Raw genomic sequence first — 20230 nt, 5'->3', positions numbered from 1 at the left:
CGATTTTTCAATCAGCACCCGGATTCATGGCGTGCTGCGCATCAAGATTTCCAGATCATGTACACATTCTTTCCTGTCTGAATCGACGGCTTCCAAAAGCACAAAATTGCTGTTCCATATGGACATCCGATCACTGTCCAGCCCTTCCGCACTCTCAAGAGCCAATCGCATGTCCTCGGCCTGATCTATCATCAAAGGATTGACCTGCCAGCCAGCCATATGTCCACGAGGATGGGTGTAGGCAAGTATGAAAACACCCGGAGCTTGCGGCAACCCCTCACTTTTGGGAAGGATGGAAAAAGTGTATTCCGTGCCGGAAGCCCCTGTAAAAGACCATTTCTCTTGTTTGAACATAGTAGATCGCGCTGTGAAGAATTATTATGACCATACCATTACAGATTAAACCAACATATATCATCCTCAGCAAGAAGGCTATCTGATTCAAATCATTTCCCGCAATGGCCAGACGCTTGCGCCGGAAAACAAAAAAAGGCCCCCCGCAAAACGGAGGGCCTTTGTCTTCTCTGGCAGAAAGGAACTAGTCGAGCTGGGAAACCAGGTAGTTCTTGATTTCGTCGATGGACTGTTCGCCGTCGAGCTCGATGATCTTAAAGCTGGCATCCTTCATGTTCTTGTAGAAGTTGCAGCCAGCCATGGTTCCGGTTTCTTCGTCGTAGTAGATGTCGTGACGCTTGTCGATTGCGGCCTCGTCCTGGTCGTCGTCGCGAGCGGAGAGGGCGCCACCGCAGACGCGGCACGTGTCGCCTTCGGGAGCGATGGCGGGGATGCCGACGTTGTTGGGGTGGTTCGGATTGTTTTCACAGAGGCGGCGACCCATGATGCGAGCCTTGGCGACTTCGCGGGGCAGCTTGATCTCGATCACGTAGTCGAGAGCAACGCCGTCATTCTGCAGGGCTTCCCACAGCTTTTCAGCCTGAACGAGGGAACGGGGGAAACCATCGAGGAGCCAACCGTTTTCGCCAGCGTTCTGCAGAACGTCGAGCACCATCGGGATGGTGATGTCGTCCGGAACCAGTTCACCCTTGTTGATGTACTCCTTGGCCTTCAGACCGAGTTCGGTGCCGCCGCCGATGTGCTTGCGGAAGATGGCGCCGGATTCGATATGATCCAGGTCGTACTTGTCTTTCACCAGGGTGCCCTGGGTGCCTTTGCCGGAGCCGTTGGGGCCAAAAATCAGGATGTTCATATCTGCTCCTCCTAGGATTGTGCAAAAGATCACATGACTTACCGCGCCAGATTGCGGAAGTCAATCCTTGAAGCCAAAAAGCACACCCTTGGGCGAAATTTTGGCAACCCGGTCGCCGGGAAACTGGAACACTGCCCCGAATCGGGTCTCCAACCATGCCTCGTCCAGTTTCAAAAGTGTGTCTGCAAGCGCCTGTCCCGACCCCACGGCGTCCAGATATTTCTTGTAAAGACGCAGTCGCAGGGCTTTATGGGCCTCTTCCAGCACCGCCGAAGACAAAAGATCGCCCGCAGTCGCTTCATTCATCTGCATAAGCCAGTAGTCCGCATCGATGCGTCCCAATCGCCACAGTCGCGCCACTGAGTCTGGAAAGTTCGGGTTTTCCTCAAGCATGAGAGGCATAAGAGTGTGCCTGATCCGGTTACGTTTCATGGATTCATCGGCGTTCGTCTCATCCTCGCGCCATGACACACCAAGCGTTTCCAGAAACGCACAAAGTGTCTTTTTTTCCGTCAGCAGCAGGGGGCGCATCAGGCTTCTCTCACGATCCACGCCAGGCATTCCGGAAAGCCCCGGCCAGCCTGTGCCGCGCACAAGCCGCATCACGACGTCTTCGCTCAGGTCGCCCAGATGATGGCCGGTGGCAATCCAGTCGAGTTTTTCCGCCGAACGAGCCTGTTTGAGAAATTTGTAACGAACTACGCGCGCGGTTTCTTCGATGCCACGCCCGGAAGCATCGGCCTCAGCCGCCACATCCGTACGTTCGGTTTGAAATGGAATATTCAGCTGCCCGCACAACTGGCGGCACCACAACACATCTTCGTCTGATTTCGGACGAAGTCCGTGGTCGAGGTGCGCGGCGCAGACGCGACCGCCGTTTTTAAGGGAGAGGCAGTGTAACGCCAGAAGCAGGGCGGTGGAATCCGCCCCGCCGGAAAAGGCGCAGAGAACTTGCAGATCCTCGGGGGCAACCCCGAGCTCCTTACGCATGAAGCGTTCGATTCCCAGACAGAAATGGGCCCACTTGGGAGGCAGATCCCTGAAACTGGCCGGGAACGTCATCTCCATACCTAGACCTTGATGCCGAAATCCTCGAAGAGGTCGTCGAGGTAATCGATCATACGATTGCGTTGCTCCTGAGTGCAGTACGCCACGCATGAGCAACGGATTTTTCCATGGGCGCGAACGAGCAGTTCCATTTTGACGATATTCCCGGCCACGTTGCGGATGACTTCAAGGGCCAGAAAATAGGGACCGCATTCGCTCTTGTGCTCTTCCTGTTCATCGGAGAGCATATCTTCGGGAATGGGGAGATAGTAGATACCCTTGATGGGGCCGTTCATCTCCATTGCGCCGAGCTTTTCCTCGAACAGGTCGATGTTTTCGTCGGAAATATCTTCAATATAATAGTTACGCATAGTTACTGATCCTTACGTGTGGATTCTATGAATGTTTCAATGTCTTCGGGGGCACAGCTGTCGGGACTCCGGCGACGATCCATATGCGCATCCGGCGGGACGGCCTCGTCGTCGAGGTTGAACATGCGCCGCGCCATGTCGATGAACCGATCCGCAACCCCTTCCTCGCGGGTGCGTCGCTTGAGAAAACAGATGGGCTCATGCAGGACCTTGCGCCCCACAGAGAGTACGAGGGTTTCGAGCGCCTTTTCGGTCTCCCTGTCCACGGGACCGATGCGCTTGAGGGTCTTCATGAGTTCGGTGCGGGCAATATCTTCGCTGCGATCCACCAGATCGACAATGGTTGGATTGAGCGCCAGAGACTGCAGCCATGTCCCGAACGCATCCGTTTCCCCGTCCACGACTCCGCGAGCCTTCACCGCTTCTTCCTGACGCTTGGAAGTGTTCTCTTCGACCACTTCCTTCAGGTCATCAATGTCATACAAATAGACGTTGTCGAGACTGTTCAGGTCGGGGTCGATGTCGCGCGGGACCGCAATGTCGATGAAAAACATGGGGCTGTTGCGCCGCTTCTTCAGCACGCCCTTGATGTCCTTGGCCCGGATCACGGTGGTAGGGGAGCCGGTGGAGCTGATGATGATATCCACATCGTGCAGACGGTCGAACATCCGCTCCATGGGGATGGGCTCGCCGCCCATGCGCTCGGAAAGCTCCTGTGCGCGCGATAACGTACGGTTGGCGATGATGATGTCCTTCACTCCCTGATTGAGCAGATGAGTGGAGGCCAGCTCGGCCATTTCGCCCGCCCCTACGAGCATGGCTCGGGTCTTGGAGAGGTCGCCGAAAATGTGCTTGGCAAGCTCTACGGCAGCATAACTGATGGAAACCGCGCTGGAAGCGATGGCCGTCTCGGTACGCACGCGCTTGGCCACGGAGAAGGCCTTGTGCAACAACCGGTTGACCACGACTCCGGCTGTTCCGCTTTCCACGGATGCGCGATAGGCGTCCTTGAGCTGCCCCAGGATCTGCGGTTCGCCCATGACCATGGAGTCAAGGCTGCATGCGACGACAAACAGGTGGTTCACCGCTTCAAGTCCGCGATGCCGGTAGACGTGCTCAGCCAGTTCTGCAGGAGAACCGCCGCAGGCCGCCGACCAGTGTGAAAGCAGGGCATCCGTGACTTCATGTTCGGGTACGCCCTCCGCCGCCACCACGGTGATTTCCACGCGGTTGCAGGTGGAGAGCGCCATACATTCTTTCACAGGACAATTGGCTAGGGTGGCCTGCTCGAAATTCTCGGTATTGGTGAGGGCGTACTTCTCACGCACCTCCACCCCGGCGGTACGGTGATTGAGCCCTATGAGATAAATTCTGTTTTCCATAATTTACGGCTTGAACGTCAGGGCGTGATGAATCAGGGAAACGACCATCAGGGAGAATACGACGACCATCCCGACGGCCGGCTTCCTGCCGCGCCATTTGAGTATGATGCGCTGGTGGAACACGTACGCGAACGCGACCCAGACGGCCAGCGAGGAAATCTTGACGATATCCCAGACGAACAATTTGTCGGGATTGATCCAGTACCAGATGTAGGAAGACACTATTCCCAGCGTATACAGAGGGAACCCGCTCCCCACGGCCATGCCGTTAACCCTGTCGAAGATGGTCAGCGAAGGGGTGTCCTTGCCCAGACTCGCCAGTCCGGCCTTGGTCTTGATTTTTCTGTTGTAATGCAAAAAAGCCAGCCCTGCGCCGAATCCCATTGCGCAAAGGCCGAGGGCGAGCACGAGGGTACCGATGTGCAGCCAGAAGAAAAGCATGGTGAACTGCGGCGGCAGCTTGACGGCCACACCGCCAAGGGCAAGAGAGGTAATGAACAGTATCAGCGCCAGCGGCAGCGCGGTGGTTGCCAGAAAGTCGAGCTTATACCGCCACCAAAGCAGGAAATAGACCACCATCACGCCCCACGCGAGGATGCTCATGTAGAAACTTCCTTCGCTCAGCACGACCATTTCGGCCTGATTGACGGTCAGCAGACCGATATCAAGCGAGTGGATGACGAAGCCGACCATGGTCACGAGACCGGCTATGCCTTTGAGACGCGAATTACCCGCGGCGATGCCAACTATTTGCAGAACGCTCGCCAGCAGATACAGGCCGATAATGGCCAGTTGCAGCACTTCAAACAAGCCCATCAAGCAACTCCGGTATGTTGTCCCGCATCGGTGCGGGCAGAAATTCCTCAAGGATTTGTCCGGCCTTGTCAAGGTCCTGCCGCTCAAAAGCTTCAAGCAGCCCGGACCGGGCAAGCTCGCGGAAGAGAGCGGTGTTATGGCCGGTTTCCATTCCGAGTTCGAGCACGAGCGGCCTCAGCCGCGCCATGAGCTTCAAGAGCGCGGCATACTCTTCGCCGAACATGTCATCAAGCTCGCAGCGTATCATACGACACACCGCCGGACTGGCGCCCCCCGTTGAAATGGCCAGCGTCAGATCGCCTCGCCGGAACGCGGCGGGCACGATGAAATCGGCCCGCTCCGGACAATCGGCAATATTGCAGAGGATTCCCCTTTCTTCACACAAGTCGGCAATCCTCGAGTTCAGCTCGCCGTTACTGGTACAGGCAAAGACAAGAAAACGGCCTTCCAGATCGCTCTCGTCGAAAGAACGCTGCTCGAAAACCGCATTGCCGCAATCGGCCAGCTTCAACACTTCCGGAGCCGGGTCACCCGTGTCGAGCACCAGCACTTCGCCGACTCCGGCATCAAGCAGGGATGCGGCCTTGCGGCGTCCCACACCACCTGCGCCGACCACGAGGCAACGTCTGTTTTCGAGGGAAAGAAAGACCGGGTAATCATGCATCGCGGAACATTACATCATGTAAAGGGCTCTGTAAAATGTCCCGAAGGGCGATTTCTTGCCATGACCGCAGGTTGCGGGTACAACACGAGTCTGGAGCCCTGAAGAATGAAGCAGTACCTCGTCATACAGGTCGCACGTTTCGGCGACCTTGTGCAGACAAAGCGCCTGATCGCATCCCTGACCGCCAGAGGCGATGGGAATGTCCACGTATTGGTGGACAACTCACTCAAATCGCTTGCCGAATCCGTTTACCCGCAGGCCATCATCCATGGAATAACGGCTCACGCTACCGCACTGGACGCCAAATCGGCCATGCGCGCGATCCTCATTGACAACAGGAAAGCCTTTGACGATCTCGCCTCCATTGGTTTTGACGAGGTCTACAATCTCAATTTTTCCCCGCTGGGCTTTCGCATCGCCGCACTTTTCGACCCGGAGACCGTGCACGGCCACCGCTGGAAAAACGGACAGGAAATCATCCCGGAATGGGCAGCCATGGCCATGCGGTGGACAGGCAACCGCAGGCTCGGCATCAACATCGCGGATTTCTGGGCCGCTTACACCAACCCCATGCTTCCCGGCCCGCAGGTAAATCCGCCAGCTCACCCCAAAGGTGGTGGCCCGGGCATCGTTCTGGCCGGGCGCGAGTCACGCCGCTCCCTTCCGCCGCAGGAACTCGCGGCTGTGACAGCAGTCCTTGCCGCACGCCATCCCGGCCCCGTGCTGCTTCTCGGCAGTGCCTCCGAGGCTTCCACGGGCAGGGAAGTCATGAACTGCATGCCCACCGCACTACGCGAACGCACGCGAAATCTTGCGGGCAAAACAGACTGGAAAGAGCTTATCGAGATTGTGGACAGCCTTGACGTGCTGGTTACGCCGGACACCGGGACCATGCACCTCGCCGCGCATCTGGGCACTCCGGTGCAGGCCTTTTTCCTTTCCTCGGCATGGTGTTTCGAGACCGGCCCCTATGGGGAAGGGCATACGGTCTATCAGGCCGTACAGGACTGCCTGCCGTGTCTGGAAACCGCACCGTGTCCGTACCGGATCAAATGTCTGGCCCCATTCTCGGATTCTGCCTTTCCCCGCTTCATCGCCACGGGCAAACCGGAGACACTACCGCAGGGCGTCACGGTTTTTGAAACGGCCTTCGACCCCCTTGGGCTGACCTTCCGGCCAACGCACGGAATCGACATGGAGCAGGAAGCAAGAGGAGCCTTCCGACGCTTCCTCGGCAGTCATCTCGGAGTCTGGGACGCTGCAATCCACCCCTTTGACACCACGTTGGCCGAGCAACTGCACCAGCCCAAAGACTGGACTATAAAGCCAAATAAAACAGTATATTAAAATTTTTCTAGAAAATTTCTAGCATGACAATGGGCCATTTGCTGGCCAATTCTAGAGGGCAATATGGACAAGCGGTTACGAGTTCTGGTGGTTCTTCCCATGTACGGCGGTTCACTGCCGGTGGGCCGGTTTTGCGCACAGGGTCTGCGTGAATGCGGGCACCTCGTGGAGGTGTTCGAGGCCCCGGATTTCCACCCTTCCTACAAGGCGCTTGAAGACCTCAAAGTGACCACGGACCGGCTGGACTATCTTCAGAACTCCTATCTCCAGGTTGTTTCGCAGGCGATACTCGCCAAGGTGGAGACCTTCGAGCCTGATCTGGTTCTGTGCATGGCGCAGGCACCCATGTCCATTCAGGCCCTCAAGCGGCTTCGTCGGGACAAGGTGGCAACTGCCATGTGGTTCGTAGAAGACTATCGGCTCTTCACCTACTGGAAGGCCTATGCGCCGTACTATGACGTTTTTGCGGTGATCCAGCGCGAGGGCATCATGGAGGGATTGCAGGAAATCGGCCAGCAAAACGGGGTTTATCTTCCTCTGGCCGCACAGCCGGACTTCCACCAACCGCTCGATATGTCCGACGTGGACAGACGGAAATTCGGTGCCGAGATTTCATTCATGGGGGCAGGGTATCCGAATCGCCGCATGGCTTTTCGCGAGCTGATCCGCCCCGGCTTCAAGCTCTGGGGAACGGAATGGGACGGCGATCACGTTCTGGAACCGTATCTCCAAATGGAAGGACGACGCGTGACACCAGAGGAATGCGTCAAGATATTCAACGGTTCGGCCATCAACCTGAACCTGCATTCATCCGTGCAGGCCAAGACGCTGGTAACTCACGGCGACTTCATCAATCCGCGTACCTTCGAAGTGGCGGCCTGCGGTTCGTTTCAGCTTGTGGATCGTCGCACGCTCATGCCGGGGGCCTTTGCCGAGGATGAACTGGCCGTCTTCGACTCCATGGGCGAATTGAAGGATAAAATTGAATACTATCTTGCCCATCCCGATGAGCGTCAGGCCATAGCACAGCGGGGCAGGGCACGCGTTCTTGCAGATCATACCTACGCCAACCGGATGCGGACCCTGCTCGATTTCGTAGAGCAACGCCTTGACAACTGGCCTCCCGAGCGCGAAAGAAGCGACCTGTATCCGGAAGGCTTCCCCGAGGAACTCAAGGGCGAACTCAAGGGGCTTCTCGCCGAGCTGTCATTACCCGAGGATGCCACGTTCGAGGATCTTTGCTGGGCAATCCGCTCCCGACAGGGCGAGCTATCCGGCCTCGATACCGCCATCCTCTTTCTTGAAGAGTGGCGCAAGCTCTACAAATAACGACAAGACTCCAACAAGACACAACAGGTAGCAATGCTTGAAATATTTGCCGAGGCCGGCAGCTTTGTCGGCTCTTTCGTAGCGGCCATGGGCTGGCCGGAGCGCATCTCAACGCTTACCGGCCTCATCTACATTTTTCTTAGTGTCAGGCAGAACCCGTTATGCTGGCCGTTCGGCATTCTCAGCGTGGGAATCTGGATGGTGGTGGTCTTCACCGGCAAACTGTATTCCGATGCCTTTTTGCAGTTGGTGTACGTAGTACTGGGCTTTTACGGCTGGTACCAATGGCTGCGGGGTGGAGAGGATCACACGCCGCTTCTGGTGAGGCACGTGGGTCGAAAACTCGGGGTACGGCTCGGCCTGATCGGCGTTGCGGCCACAGTGCCCACATGGCTCATCATGAGTCGTGTTCTGGATGCGGCATTTCCTTTCTGGGATGCGCTGACCACGGTTGTCAGTCTCATCGCCCAGTACCTGCTAGCCAAGAAATATCTCGAAAACTGGGTACTTTGGGTCATTGCCGACATCATCTACATCTTCATCTACTACTTGAAGGGTTGGAACGGATACGCGGTGTTGATGGCGATCTACACCACAATGGCGGTAGTGGGCTACGTGCAGTGGCGAAAAACCATGCAGGTACCCGACTTCAGGGAGAAAAGCGCGTGAGCGTGCGCATAGTCGTGACCGGCTCGGAGTGCACGGGAAAGACGACGCTCGCCCGTGCTCTGGCCGAGCGATTCGGCGTAAAGCCGGTGCCGGAGTTTCTCAGGAAATACTTCGAGGCGGTTGGAGGCGTGCTGACGCTTGAAGACGCCATTCCCATCGCAAAAGGGCAATTGAAAGCCGAAAAACAGGCCGAGACCGCCGGAATCAATCCGCTCGTCTGCGACACCAACCTGCTTTCATCTGTAATATACAACCGTCACTATTACGGCAAATGTCCCGAATGGATAGAACAGCAACTGACCGCAAGACATTATCATCATTACTTTCTCTGCGGGACCGATGTCCCATGGCAGGCCGACGGGCAGCGCGACCGACCGGAGCAGAGAGCCGAATTGCAGAACCACTTCCGCGAAGAACTCCTGCGCCGAAAGGTTCCCTTCACGGAGCTGAAAGGGGATGTGGAGCAACGTCTTGAAACCGCTGCCGAAGTCGTTCAGGAATTACTGGAAGCTACTTCCTGAGCTTTCTGAACTGCTGGAGCCACGCATTCAGTTTGGGCTCGGCGCCCTGATCCTTCGGGTGGTAAAAAGTGCGGCCTTCCAACTCAGCAGGAAGATATTCCTGCGCCACCCAAGCTTTCGGGAAATTGTGCGGATACTGGTAACCGCGCCCGTATCCCCATTCGCGCTGCAAGGCGGTGGAAGCATTTCTGAGATGCAGCGGAACCGGCTTCACCCCGTGCTCGCGCATCTCCTTTTGCATGTTGCGGTACGCGAAATACGTGGAGTTGCTCTTGGGAGCCAAAGCCAGATACACTGCGGTCTCCGCCATGATGATACCGCCTTCGGGCATTCCCACCGCTTCGACAGCCTGATGACAGGCCACCGCCATGGAAAGCGCCTGAGGATCACCCAGCCCGACATCCTCTGAGGCCGAGATCATCAGCCGCCGGGACACGAAACGCGGATCCTCCCCAGTCTCCAGCAACGCAGTCAGGTAGTAGAGCGCCGCGTCAGGATCGCTGCCGCGAATGGATTTGATAAGGGCCGAGGCCAGCTCGTAGTGCGAATCACCGTCCCGGTCGCCGCGCATGACCACTTCGGGGAGCGACTTTCTGAGTTCCTCCGAAGAGCGCTGACTCTCGGGAAGCTGGGCTGTGTATTCCAAAAGATTCAGCAGGGTACGCCCGTCCCCGGACGCCAGTGCGGCCAGCATTTTCACCGCATCCTCTTCAAGCTCCAGCTTTAGCTCCGCGCAACCGCGATGCACCACCTGCTCCAGATCCTCGCGGGAGAGCGACCGGAGCCGAAGCACATGCAACCGGGAAAGAAGCTGGCGGGTCACGCTGAAGGAAGGATTCTCGGTGGTGGTGGCGAGCAGAGTGATTTCGCCGCTTTCAAGAATGGGGAGAAAGAAATCCTGCTGCGCCTTGGAAAAGCGGTGCAGTTCGTCGAGGATGAGTACATCGTAGCCCGGCAGCTTCTTGCGAAGCGCGCTCAACCCGGCCTCCGGCGCGCTCACACGCAAAAACGAGCGCCCTGAGGCGCGCGCGAGCAGCAGGGCAAGCGTTGACTTGCCGCATCCCGGAGGGCCGAACAGCAAAAGGCTCGGCAAACGTTTGGCTTCCATGATGGCCGTGATGCGGTCCATTATATGGCTCTGGCCGATAAACTCATCCATCGACTTCGGACGAATCTTTTCCGCCAGCGGCTGCTTTTCCGTGATTTCGAGCTTCATCATGTTCTCTCCCGTGCGTAGTGCGCAAGGCTCATGGCGTGCATGGCCGCCGTCTCCCAGCGAAGCACACTCCTGCCAAGACTCAAAGGCTCAAATGCTGTCGCCATGAACCGCTCAGCCTCCTGATCGCTCAAACCGCCCTCGGGACCGACTACCACAAGTGTGGAGCCGTCAAAATGCTCCGGCCCAAGTATCGCGCCCTCGGCGTTTTCCCATGCCAGCACGCGGCGATCGAAACCTTCAAGGTCGAGCAGGGCGTCCAGGGAGGAAAGAGTGGTGAGTTCCGGCAGATGCACAGCCTCGCACTGCTTGGCGGCCTGAACCATTTTATCGTACCAACTATCTTTCGGCTCGGACGGCACCTTGCCAACGCTTCGAGCCGCTGGCCAGAAAATCAGCCCGGAAGCGCCGAACTCCACGGCCTTTTCCAGAACCCAGTCCCGCCGCTTCGACTTGTTCCAGCCGAGGGCGAGCGTTACCCCGGATTTAGGAGGTTCGGACCTGCCGACCTCATCCGCCAGCAGGAGAGCCTTGTTCTTGCTTCCCTCGCGAAGGGTGAACAAACCGCTGCGGCCGCAACCATCAATGAGTCGCACCGAAGCGCCGAGCGGCGTTCGAAGGACGGTCATCATGTGCCGGGCCTCCGGGCCACGCAGAACGACCTCGCATCCCTGCAAGGCTCCATCGGGCCACGAGTCCGGAGAAAGATAGAAAGTATTGAGTCTCGCCATGAAATAAAAAGGGCCGGAATCGCTGCGATTCCGGCCCGTTGGAATTACAGCTCGTTGGCTATGAGGTCCTCGTACGATTCGCGCTTGCGCGCCACCGTCACCTTGTCCCCGTCCACGATGAGTTCGCATGCCCTGCGGCGGGAGTTGTAGTTGGAGGACATGGTAAAGCCGTATGCGCCTGCGGAATAGCAAACAAGGCGTTCGCCCTGATGCACCCAAGGCAGCTGACGATCACGGGCGAGAAAGTCGCCGGATTCGCAGATCGGCCCGACAACGTCCACATCACGCTCGTCGCGCCCATGCTGTTCGGCTTCGCCGATGCGGTGGAAGGAGTCATAGAGAGATGGGCGGACCAGATCGTTCATGGCGCCGTCCACGATGACGAAGGACTTGCTCGGGGTCTCTTTGGTGTAGAGCACCTCGGTGACCATGATGCCAGCGTTGCCGGCAATGACGCGGCCGGGTTCGAGGATCACGGTCATGGGCAGGTCCTTGAGCTTTTCGGTGAGCGCCTCGCCGAACGCCTTGGGGTGCGGCGGTTCTTCCTCGTCATAGGTGATGCCCAGGCCGCCGCCGAGGTCGAGGTACTTGATCTCGATACCCATGCCCTTGAGCTTTTCGTTGAAGTTCAAGAGCTTGTCCAGCGCTTCAAGAAACGGTTCGATGCTGGTGAGCTGCGACCCGATGTGGCAGTCCATGCCGATGGGCTCGATGGCGGGCAGTTCAACGGCGCGGGAGTAGGCCTTGAGCGAATGCTCCATGTCCAGCCCGAACTTGTTCTTCTTCATGCCGGTGGAGATGTAGGGGTGGGTCTTGGGGTCCACGTCCGGGTTGATACGAAAGCTGACCCGGGCCACCTTGCCTTCCTGCTCGGCTATGTCGTTGATCTTTTCAAGCTCGGCAAGGGACTCCACGTTGAACATGAGTATGTCCGCCGCGAGGGCTTCGCGAATCTCGTTCGCGCTCTTGCCAACGCCGGAGTAGACGATCTTTTCCGGGGAAACGCCCGCCTTGAGAGCACGGTACAGTTCACCGCCGGAAACGATGTCCATGCCTGCGCCCATGGAGGCGAGCAGCTTGAGCACCGAGAGGTTGGAGTTGGCTTTGACCGAATAACAGGTCATATGCTCCAGCCCGTCAAAGGCGGAGTCGAAAGCCTCGAAATGCCGCTTGAACGTGGCGGCGGAGTAAACGTAAAGGGGGGTGCCGTATGTGTCGGCAAGCTCGTTGACCGCGATTTCCTCGGCGAAAAGCGTGCCGTCGCGAAATTCGAAATGATGCATTTTCAGGTCTCCTTAACCGTTTTTGATGACCGTTACTGACTTGGTGACGGGTCGGCCACGTACACTGCGGTGCTGGCCGACGGAAGCGATGAGAGCGCATTCACTCCCGCCACGCGAAAGCGGTATTCCCTGTCCGGCTCAAACGTGCAGAAGGACAGGGTCAGATCATTGCCGGAAAGCTCGAAGCCTTCGTCGCCGGGTTGAAGCAGTTCAGCCTCGCGCGGGATGAAAGGGCAGCCAATGCAGCCTTCGTCAGACTTTTCGCCAACGACTTCATACTGCACGAGCACGCTCTCAAGCCTGTTCGCCGCTCCTTCCACGGCGAGCCTGAGGGTCATGCACTGCCCGTTGCGACTTCCTTCAAGCAGCTTGAGTTCAAAGCGGTCTTCCTCCTTGACCGCCTCGGGCCACTTCTTGACGCCAATGGCGCAGCCGCCGAGCAGCATGACAACAAGCGATACGGCAATACCGTTGATCCATAACCGCATAAATTTTCTCCCTAAAGGGATTTCTTCCACTGGTTGAGGATGGTCAGCGCCTCGATGGGCGTCAGTCCGTCCACGTCAAGCTCCGACAGCTGACGGACGACCGGGTGTTCCTCCGGTTCCGGGCAATTCGCAGGGGCAGGGGAGCCAAGACCGGGAAGCAGCGTCTGGGTTGCATTCTCCACTTTGCCACCGACGCGCTCATCCTGCGATTTTTTCTCAAGTTCCGCAAGGACGTCGCGGGCACGTTGGACAACGGTTCTCGGAACCCCCGCCAGACGGGCCACTTCGATGCCGTAGGAACGATCGGCGGGACCGGGAACGAGCCGCCGCAGAAAGACAATGTCCCCCTTCCACTCCTTAACCGCAATGTTCAGATTCCGCAGGCCGGGAATCTTGCCTTCCAGCGTGGTCAGTTCATGGTAATGGGTGGCAAAGAGCGTGCGGATACCGCCCCGGGCGCGTGTGGCGAGTTCTTCGACAACGGCCCAAGCAAGCGAAAGGCCGTCGTACGTGCTGGTGCCGCGCCCTATCTCATCGAGAATGACGAGGCTGCGCATGGTCGCCTGCCTCAGGATGCGCGCGGTCTCCATCATTTCCACCATGAAAGTGGACTGGCCCTGCGAAAGATTGTCGGAGGCGCCGACCCGCGAAAAGACGCGGTCCGCCATACCGAGCTTCGCGCCACGGGCAGGGACGAAGGAACCGATCTGGGACATGACACTGAAAATCGCCACCATGCGCAGAACCGTGGACTTACCGGCCATGTTCGGCCCGGTGATGAGCAGAATACGCTTTTCCGGACTGATGCTGACGCTGTTGGGGATATAGTTGGCCGCCCCCATGGCGTCCTCGACCACCGGATGTCGTCCGGCTTCAATTTCGACTTCCATGCCGTCGTGCAGTTCCGGCCGGGTCCAGTCATTGACGCGCGCGGTCTCGGCAAGCCCCTGCCAGTAGTCAAGAGAGGCAAGGGCATCCGCCATGTAGAGAAAACGCGTGCGCGCATCGGCCAGTTTGTCGCGAAGATTCTGGAAAAGCTGATACTCCAGATTGCGCCTTTCATCCGAGGCGGAAAGGAGCTTTTCCTCCAGTTCCTTCAACTCCGGAGTAATGTAGCGCTCGGAGTTCACCAGCGTCTGGCGGCGGATGAAATATTCCGGAATATCGCCGCGATGCGCCTTGGAAATTTCGAAATAATAGCCGAAAACCTTGTTGAAGCCGAGCTTGAGCTTCGGAATCCCGCTGTTTTCGGTCTCGGATTTGTGCAGCTCCTGAAGCTTGGCCTCGCCATGGTCGGTGAGCTCTATGAGTTCATCCAGTTTACCGTCGTATCCTTGCCGGAAGAGTCCGCCTTCGGTGATGACCACCGGAGGGCTGTCCACCAACGCGGATTCGAGCAGCAGGTGGATGTCCTCCATATCGTCCCAGCCCTTGAGCAGCTTTGCAAGCAACTGCGGGGCTTCAGTGACCCGCTCCAGCATGGACCGGATGTTCGGCAGCACGGAAAGACTGCGACGCAGGGCAGTGAAGTCCTTGGGAGTGGCCCGTCCCAGCGTCACACGGGTGGAGAGGCGCTCCATGTCGTAGACGCTGTCGAGTGCGGAGCGGAGTTCACCGCGTAGCCCGTCGTCGCCGTGCAGAAACGCAACGGTTTCCTGCGTCTTGACTACCGGGCCGAGTTCGCGCCACGGCTGACGCAGACAGCGCTCCAGAAGACGACCGCCCATGGGGGTCATGGTGCGATCCAACACCTTCCAGAGTGTTCCCTTGCCCGTTCTGCCGTCAAGTCGGCGGAACAATTCAAGGTTGCGCTCCGTCACTTCGTCGATAAGCAGGTGCTTGCCGAGGTTGAGTGGCTTGAATTCACCGAGATGCTTGAAATTTCCCTTCTGTGTCTGGTCCAGATAGGCGAGCAGAGCGCCGCAGCAGCGCACCAATTCGGGCTTGCCGTCCAGATCCAGCAGGTCGAGGCTGGCCGCTTCCTGAGCCTTGAGCACACGCTCCTCGGCAGATGTGCGGTCGAAGAATGCACCCGCAGGAAGCTGGGTGACGGTGGCCGAAAGGTCCGAGTACTGAGGCGGCACGTTGCGGCCCTGAACGACAAGCAGTTCGCTCGGGTTGATTTTCACGGCCCACTGCCAGAGTTCCGGCTCCTTTTTGGAATGAAGCCCGGACCACTGGCCAGTGGAATAATCGACCCATGCAAGGCCGCCGGAACCGGACTGTGAATCCCAGTAAATGGCGGCAAGATGGTTGCTGGTCTTGGCGGTAAGGTTGGAGTCCTCGACCACGGTGCCGGGCGTGAGAACGCGGGTCACCGCTCGCTGGACAAGACCTTTCGCCTGCTTGGGGTCCTCAATCTGGTCGCAGATGGCGACCTTGTGCCCCTTGTCCAGCAGCTGGGAAAGATACGTCTGTACCGCATGATGCGGCACGCCGCACATGGGGATGGGGTTGTCATCCTTGGGGTTGCGGCTGGTCAGCGCCACCTGCATCTCGCGGGCGGCCGTTTCCGCATCTTCGAAAAACAGCTCGTAGAAGTCGCCCATGCGGAAGAAGAGCAGAGCATCCGGGTTTTCTTCCTTGAACCGGAGGTACTGCTCCAGCATGGGGGTCATTTTGGGTTTTGCCACACCTATCCCTTGAACTTAATTGGAAAACTCCGTTCTGAACGTAATGGAATGCCAGCTGCCGCAACGAGGGCAGATGTGGAATATCGTATCGCGCTTGAGTCCGCAACGGCTGCAGAAGAAACGCCGCACATTTCTCGCGCGTCCCATGAAAAATTCCAATTGTTCCTTGAAAAACGGCGTCAGGCTCTGGCGGGAGCGGGACATGTCGAACAGCTCAAGCCGGGCCAGCCAGAAATCCGGTGTCAGCACAAGCGCTTTTTCAAGCCATCTGCGCGCCTCGTCGGGCTCGTGGCGCAGATTCAGGAACAACGCGCCGTAATAGAAAATCAGGACATCCGGATCCAGCTCTTCAAGAACCGGTATCACGGCATCCACGGCTTCCATGGTGGGTACGGCCTTTTCGTACTTCGCCTCATCCGCATTGGTCGCGGCACGCCGAATGTCGGCAAGCAGCTCGTCCAGCACCACGAAACGCAGCCCCGGTTCAATGGAGTGCATCGAATCTTCAAGCAGCGACGCCATACGCGACGTGTGTCCACTGCGAAATTCCTGCACCACCAGCAGCGACCATGCCTCGAATGCGCCGGGGTAAACCTTCACCGCCTGCCGCAGCGCCTTGACACAACGGGTGTTTTCGGCGTCCGCGAACAAATCCAGAGCATGGCGATAAAGGTAATGGGCCTGCGGAAGGGGAAGGCCGAGATGACCGTAATTGGCGGCCGCTTCACCATACGCGCCGCGTTCCGCATTGAGCTTGGCCTTTTCCAGAAGAATCTCTCCCTCGTCGGTGCCGGCCTCCTGCGCCTGACGGAAAGCGTCGCGGGCACGGTCCAGAAAACCGCCACGCCGGAAGTCCCGTCCCAGCTCAAACAGCGCACGCGCCTTGAATCGGGAGTCCAGCCCGGGACGGACGATCAGGCTGTTGCGAATCTGAATGGCACGCTCGATCTCGCCCTGCGAGCGGTAGAGGTTGCCGAGCGCGAGATAAATCTCGACGGCTTCCGGGTCGTTCTTGACGACACGGCTCAGCTCCTCGATGGCCGCGCGGGTATCCTGTACCGGCGCGGCCCCCGAAACGGCGTTATTGGCTGCCCGGACGTCTTCGCCGGGCAGCCTTTTTTTCTTGCGTCCGAAAAGATTCCAGCCCAAGGGGACCTTCCTAGCTTTGGCTGTCGCTATCGGAAGAAGCGCCAACCGGTTCTTCGTTCAGCGGCATGTTGCGCAGGGAGTTGAGCTCCTGCTCAAGGCTGGCCATACGGCTGTTGCATTCGCGCAGCTTCTTGGCGGCCTTGAGCTTTTCGCTCAGGAAATACAGCATGGTCAGCACGGCACCGACAACGAATCCGCCGAGCACGAGAAAATAGAAGGGCAGGGGAACGGAGCGGAGCTCGGCGATATACGGAACATCCAGCCTCAGCACCAGAGACTGAGCGAGAATCTCGTTGTTCTGGCTGAAGAACAGGATGGATACGACAAACAGCAGGATCAGGGCCAATACTTTCAAGTAACGCATGAAGTTTTCTCCTTAGGCTTGGTATTCTTCGAACAGGGGTTTAAGCCGCCTGTAGGTGGACAGCAGATGCTCCGGTATGACTGACGTTTCGCCAAAAACCGCCATGAACGAGGAGTCCCCGTTCCATCGCGGCACGATCTGGAAATGCATGTGAGCCGCTATCCCCGCACCGGCGGCCTCGCCGATGTTCAGCCCCATGTTGACTCCCTGCGGAGAAAAGGCCCGGTTCATAACGTCTACGGCCCGATTGATCCAGAGCATGCAGTCGTTGCGCTCTTCGTCGGTCAGTTCGGTGAGGCAGCTGACATGACGGTACGGGGTGACCATGAGATGCCCGTTGTTATACGGGAATTTGTTCATGATGACGAAACAGTGTTCGCCCCGGACCAAAATCAGCCTTTCCTCATCCTCCTCAGTGTGCTGCGGAATGCAGAACACGCACTCGTCGGGCTTCGGGCCGAGAATGTAGTCTAGTCGCCACGGTGCCCATAAAACGTCCATTATTTACCGCTCTCCATCAAGTATTATCTTGAGTTTCGATACAGCCTCGACAGCGCCTGTTGCCGGAATGACGCCGTCGAGTTCACTCCATTTACCAATCGCCACGACCTTGCGGCCGCTCTTGAGGGCGTGACCAATTTCGGAAAGAGTTCCAGCCCCGCCGCCGCAGGCGACGGCAGCGACACCGTTGAGAACAACCAGATGGTTGCGCATCTGCCCCAGTCCGGTGGCAACCGGAATGCTGACCCACCTGTTGGCGGAATCGACATCCTGCCCGGGCAACAGTCCGAGCGTGGACCCACCAGCCAGAAAGGCTCCGCGACAGGCGGCCTCCATGACACCGCCAAGTCCGCCGCAGACCAGCTCCCAACCTTTATCCGCTATGAGCTTGCCGAGGGATTCAGCTTCGGTCTCCAGCCAGCGATCTTCTCCACCGGCCCCAAAGCTGCCCGCGCCAATTACGGAAATCCTGCGAACTCGCATGGCTCAACTCCTTCCGGGTACGGCCAACAGTCCGTATTTACACGGATTGAAGCACAAGAGCAAGCAGGGCCTCATCGCTCGTAAGCCTCTTCCCCCAGTTCGTCCTTGATTTGGCTGGCCAACGCAAGTTGCTCCTGCCTCGTTTCGACCTCGCCGTCGATCTTGGCGTTGCGGACTCTCTCCAGTATTTTGCCCATGGCAGGCCCGGACGGAAGCCCCATATCCAGCAGATCCTGACCGCTGATGTCGGTCTCAAGGTTACGCAGCCGCGCAAGGTACTGAGAGATGTTGCGGCGTATGTATTCCTTCCTGCTCTTGGCCATGAGAAAAAGGATGCCTTCGACCGGCATGGGATCGAGCACGGCAAACAGCTCGCTCAACGCGGACTTGCCTTCCTTCCAACCCATGAGGGTCATGAACGCGGACCCGATCATGTCTCGAAGTCCGAGGACATCGCGCATCTCCCTTGGGGAAAAAAAGAGCCGTTCGCAGATTTCGCGGGCTTCTTCCTTCTTGGTCCCCTGTGTGAGACCAAGGAAAAACAGCGTCCATGCATCGGCAGGCTGATCAAGATACAGCAGGCTGTACCAGACGTGAACCCGTTCAAGCTCTTCAAGCACGCGCTGACGCTCCTGATTCAGCTTGAGCAGGGGGTGAATGGCTTCGAGAATGTTCAGTTCCTCCAGACGCTCGAAGCACGCCGTGGGATTCTGCTCCTGCGAGATAAGTTGCAATTCGTGGCAGATGCGGCTTCCGGAGAGACGGTCGAACAGCTCCAGCTGCAGGGCGTTCTTGATCAGACGCATGGTCTGCCCGCCGATCTCGAAGTCGTAGCGGCGCTCGAACCGTACGGCGCGCAAAATGCGTGTGGGATCCTCCACGAAACTGAGCGAGTGCAGCACGCGCACCCGACGGTTGCGAATGTCCCTTTCCGCACCGAAAAAGTCCACGATATTGCCGAACCGGTCCGGATTCAACCGCAGGGCAAGGGCATTGATGGTGAAGTCGCGCCGAAACAGGTCCATCTTGATGGAAGAAAGCTCCACCGTGGGCAGGGCGGCGGGGTATTGGTAATACTCCAGACGGGCCGTGGCCACGTCGATGCGCTTGTCATATTCAAGCAGGACAACTGCGGTCTTGAATTTCTTGTGCGACTTGACGCGCCCGCCGAGCTCCCTGGCGAGACTTCTCGCGTAGGCGATGCCGTCGCCCTCCACCACAAGGTCGAGATCCTGATTGGTGCGTTCCAGCAGGATATCGCGCACGAACCCGCCTACGGCATAGACTTCGTAGCCTTCGGCCGCGGCGAGCTCTCCGGCCTGCGTGAGCAGCTGGATCATGGACTTGTCGAGTCTGTGCCGCATGTAGGAAGAGATGTTGCGCTCGCGACTGCGTTCCGGATGAAGCGATTCGGGAATTCTGGCCGGCTCTTCCACCAGCAGGTTCACAAGGTCGGTACGGGTGATGACGCCGACGAGACTGCCGTCTTCCACCACCGGCAGCATGCGCTGCCGCTTGCCGAGGATGATCTCCATGACGGTATACAGGTCCACGTCCTGCGAAACGGTTTCGAAACGCGAAGCCATGTATTCCCGCACGGAGAGGTGCCCCAGCTTGTGCGAGGACGCCTTGTCCATGATCTTCTGCTCGATGAGGCCGACGCACTCCATGGTTCCGGCCTTGACCACCGGCACGCCCTTGAGCCCGAAACGGATCATCAGCTCCACGGCCTTGTCGATGTTCTTGTCGTCCTCGATAACCACGGGCGGAGCGGAAATGATGTTTCCTATGACTACGCGCGGGTCGATCTGGGAATAGAAGAGGGCAAACAGGTCGTCGCGCACTTCGGCCAGCGTCTTGTCCTTGATGGTCGCCGAAGCCGCCTGCGCATGTCCGCCGCCGCCAAGGGAAGAGCAGATGAGGCCCACATTGACCTCGGGGGTGCGGGACCGCGCCACCAGATGGATTCGGTCGCCCATACGGCCGAGCGCAAAGAGCACCTGAATGTCCTCGACATCCATCATCTTGT

Annotated in this window: 21 protein-coding genes; 4 read left to right on the top strand and 17 right to left on the bottom strand. The window is 58.1% G+C overall.

Translation table 11 applies throughout. The features are described 5' to 3' along the window. Positions 1-24: 24 nt before the first annotated feature. From B149_RS0110670 to B149_RS0110640, 7 genes are all read right to left on the bottom strand, one after another. Positions 25-354, bottom strand: a complete 330-nt coding sequence (locus B149_RS0110670) for a hypothetical protein (RefSeq protein WP_018125182.1) — start codon at positions 352-354, stop codon at positions 25-27. 184 nt (positions 355-538) lie between these two features. After that, entirely contained in the window at positions 539-1207 is a 669-nt protein-coding gene (locus tag B149_RS0110665) for an adenylate kinase (RefSeq protein WP_018125181.1), read from the bottom strand. Positions 1208-1267: 60 nt separating this feature from the next. After that, complete coding sequence (gene tilS, locus B149_RS0110660; RefSeq protein WP_018125180.1) at positions 1268-2275, bottom strand: tRNA lysidine(34) synthetase TilS; 1008 nt, start codon at positions 2273-2275, stop codon at positions 1268-1270. A gap of 2 nt (positions 2276-2277) precedes the next feature. Next, complete coding sequence (locus tag B149_RS0110655; protein WP_018125179.1) at positions 2278-2625, bottom strand: hypothetical protein; 348 nt, start codon at positions 2623-2625, stop codon at positions 2278-2280. Positions 2626-2627: 2 nt separating this feature from the next. Then, a complete protein-coding gene (gene hemA / locus B149_RS0110650; RefSeq protein WP_018125178.1) occupies positions 2628-4007 on the bottom strand; it encodes a glutamyl-tRNA reductase in 1380 nt (459 codons plus the stop codon). Between the two features lie 3 nt (positions 4008-4010). Continuing rightward, the gene (gene ccsA / locus B149_RS0110645) at positions 4011-4823 is read right to left on the bottom strand and encodes a cytochrome c biogenesis protein CcsA (protein WP_018125177.1); all 813 of its coding nucleotides are present in this window, start codon (positions 4821-4823) and stop codon (positions 4011-4013) included. Continuing rightward, entirely contained in the window at positions 4810-5487 is a 678-nt protein-coding gene (locus tag B149_RS0110640) for a precorrin-2 dehydrogenase/sirohydrochlorin ferrochelatase family protein (RefSeq protein WP_018125176.1), read from the bottom strand. Before B149_RS0110640 ends, ccsA begins: the two co-directional genes overlap by 14 nt. 105 nt (positions 5488-5592) lie before the next feature. On the opposite strand from B149_RS0110640, the gene B149_RS0110635 reads away from it, so the two are divergent. The 4 genes from B149_RS0110635 to B149_RS0110620 all read left to right on the top strand — a co-directional run bounded on the left by B149_RS0110635 (position 5593) and on the right by B149_RS0110620 (position 9353). Further along, positions 5593-6834, top strand: a complete 1242-nt coding sequence (locus B149_RS0110635) for a glycosyltransferase family 9 protein (RefSeq protein WP_018125175.1) — start codon at positions 5593-5595, stop codon at positions 6832-6834. Between the two features lie 63 nt (positions 6835-6897). Continuing rightward, the gene (locus tag B149_RS0110630; RefSeq protein WP_026167572.1) at positions 6898-8163 is read left to right on the top strand and encodes a CgeB family protein; all 1266 of its coding nucleotides are present in this window, start codon (positions 6898-6900) and stop codon (positions 8161-8163) included. 33 nt (positions 8164-8196) lie between these two features. Further along, the gene (pnuC, locus tag B149_RS17035; protein WP_018125173.1) at positions 8197-8832 is read left to right on the top strand and encodes a nicotinamide riboside transporter PnuC; all 636 of its coding nucleotides are present in this window, start codon (positions 8197-8199) and stop codon (positions 8830-8832) included. Next, on the top strand, positions 8829-9353 hold the full coding sequence (locus B149_RS0110620) for an AAA family ATPase (protein ID WP_018125172.1): 525 nt from the start codon (positions 8829-8831) through the stop codon (positions 9351-9353). Before pnuC ends, B149_RS0110620 begins: the two co-directional genes overlap by 4 nt. Here the strand turns inward: B149_RS0110620 and B149_RS0110615 are convergent. The 10 genes from B149_RS0110615 to B149_RS17030 all read right to left on the bottom strand — a co-directional run. Continuing rightward, positions 9343-10569, bottom strand: coding sequence for a replication-associated recombination protein A (locus B149_RS0110615; RefSeq protein ID WP_026167571.1), 1227 nt, complete (start codon positions 10567-10569; stop codon positions 9343-9345). The genes B149_RS0110620 and B149_RS0110615 overlap by 11 nt on opposite strands. Further along, positions 10569-11300, bottom strand: coding sequence for an RsmE family RNA methyltransferase (locus B149_RS0110610; RefSeq protein WP_026167570.1), 732 nt, complete (start codon positions 11298-11300; stop codon positions 10569-10571). The genes B149_RS0110615 and B149_RS0110610 overlap by 1 nt, the downstream gene beginning before the upstream one ends. Positions 11301-11344: 44 nt before the next feature. Next, entirely contained in the window at positions 11345-12583 is a 1239-nt protein-coding gene (lysA, locus tag B149_RS0110605) for a diaminopimelate decarboxylase (RefSeq protein ID WP_018125169.1), read from the bottom strand. 32 nt (positions 12584-12615) lie between these two features. Beyond that, positions 12616-13071, bottom strand: coding sequence for a hypothetical protein (locus B149_RS0110600; protein ID WP_018125168.1), 456 nt, complete (start codon positions 13069-13071; stop codon positions 12616-12618). Positions 13072-13082: 11 nt separating this feature from the next. Continuing rightward, positions 13083-15680, bottom strand: a complete 2598-nt coding sequence (mutS, locus tag B149_RS0110595; RefSeq protein WP_083909219.1) for a DNA mismatch repair protein MutS — start codon at positions 15678-15680, stop codon at positions 13083-13085. Positions 15681-15719: 39 nt separating this feature from the next. Then, complete coding sequence (locus tag B149_RS0110590) at positions 15720-16853, bottom strand: tetratricopeptide repeat protein (RefSeq protein WP_018125166.1); 1134 nt, start codon at positions 16851-16853, stop codon at positions 15720-15722. A gap of 10 nt (positions 16854-16863) precedes the next feature. Beyond that, positions 16864-17217 carry a LapA family protein gene (locus B149_RS0110585; protein ID WP_018125165.1) on the bottom strand — a complete coding sequence of 118 codons (354 nt, stop codon included), beginning with the start codon at positions 17215-17217 and terminating at the stop codon, positions 16864-16866. 12 nt (positions 17218-17229) lie between these two features. Beyond that, positions 17230-17718: an HIT family protein gene (locus tag B149_RS0110580; RefSeq protein ID WP_018125164.1), complete on the bottom strand. Its 489-nt coding sequence runs from the start codon at positions 17716-17718 to the stop codon at positions 17230-17232. A gap of 3 nt (positions 17719-17721) precedes the next feature. Then, a complete protein-coding gene (locus B149_RS0110575; RefSeq protein WP_018125163.1) occupies positions 17722-18201 on the bottom strand; it encodes an SLOG cluster 4 domain-containing protein in 480 nt (159 codons plus the stop codon). Positions 18202-18272: 71 nt separating this feature from the next. Then, positions 18273-20230: CBS domain-containing protein (locus B149_RS17030; RefSeq protein WP_018125162.1), on the bottom strand; the 1958-nt coding region annotated here is incomplete at its 5' end.

The sequence above is a fragment of the Desulfovibrio oxyclinae DSM 11498 genome, from assembly GCF_000375485.1.
GTDB classification, from domain to species: Bacteria; Desulfobacterota; Desulfovibrionia; order Desulfovibrionales; family Desulfovibrionaceae; genus Pseudodesulfovibrio; species Pseudodesulfovibrio oxyclinae.
Note: the sequence above shows the minus strand (reverse complement) of the source record. Positions and strands in the feature narration are given on the sequence as shown.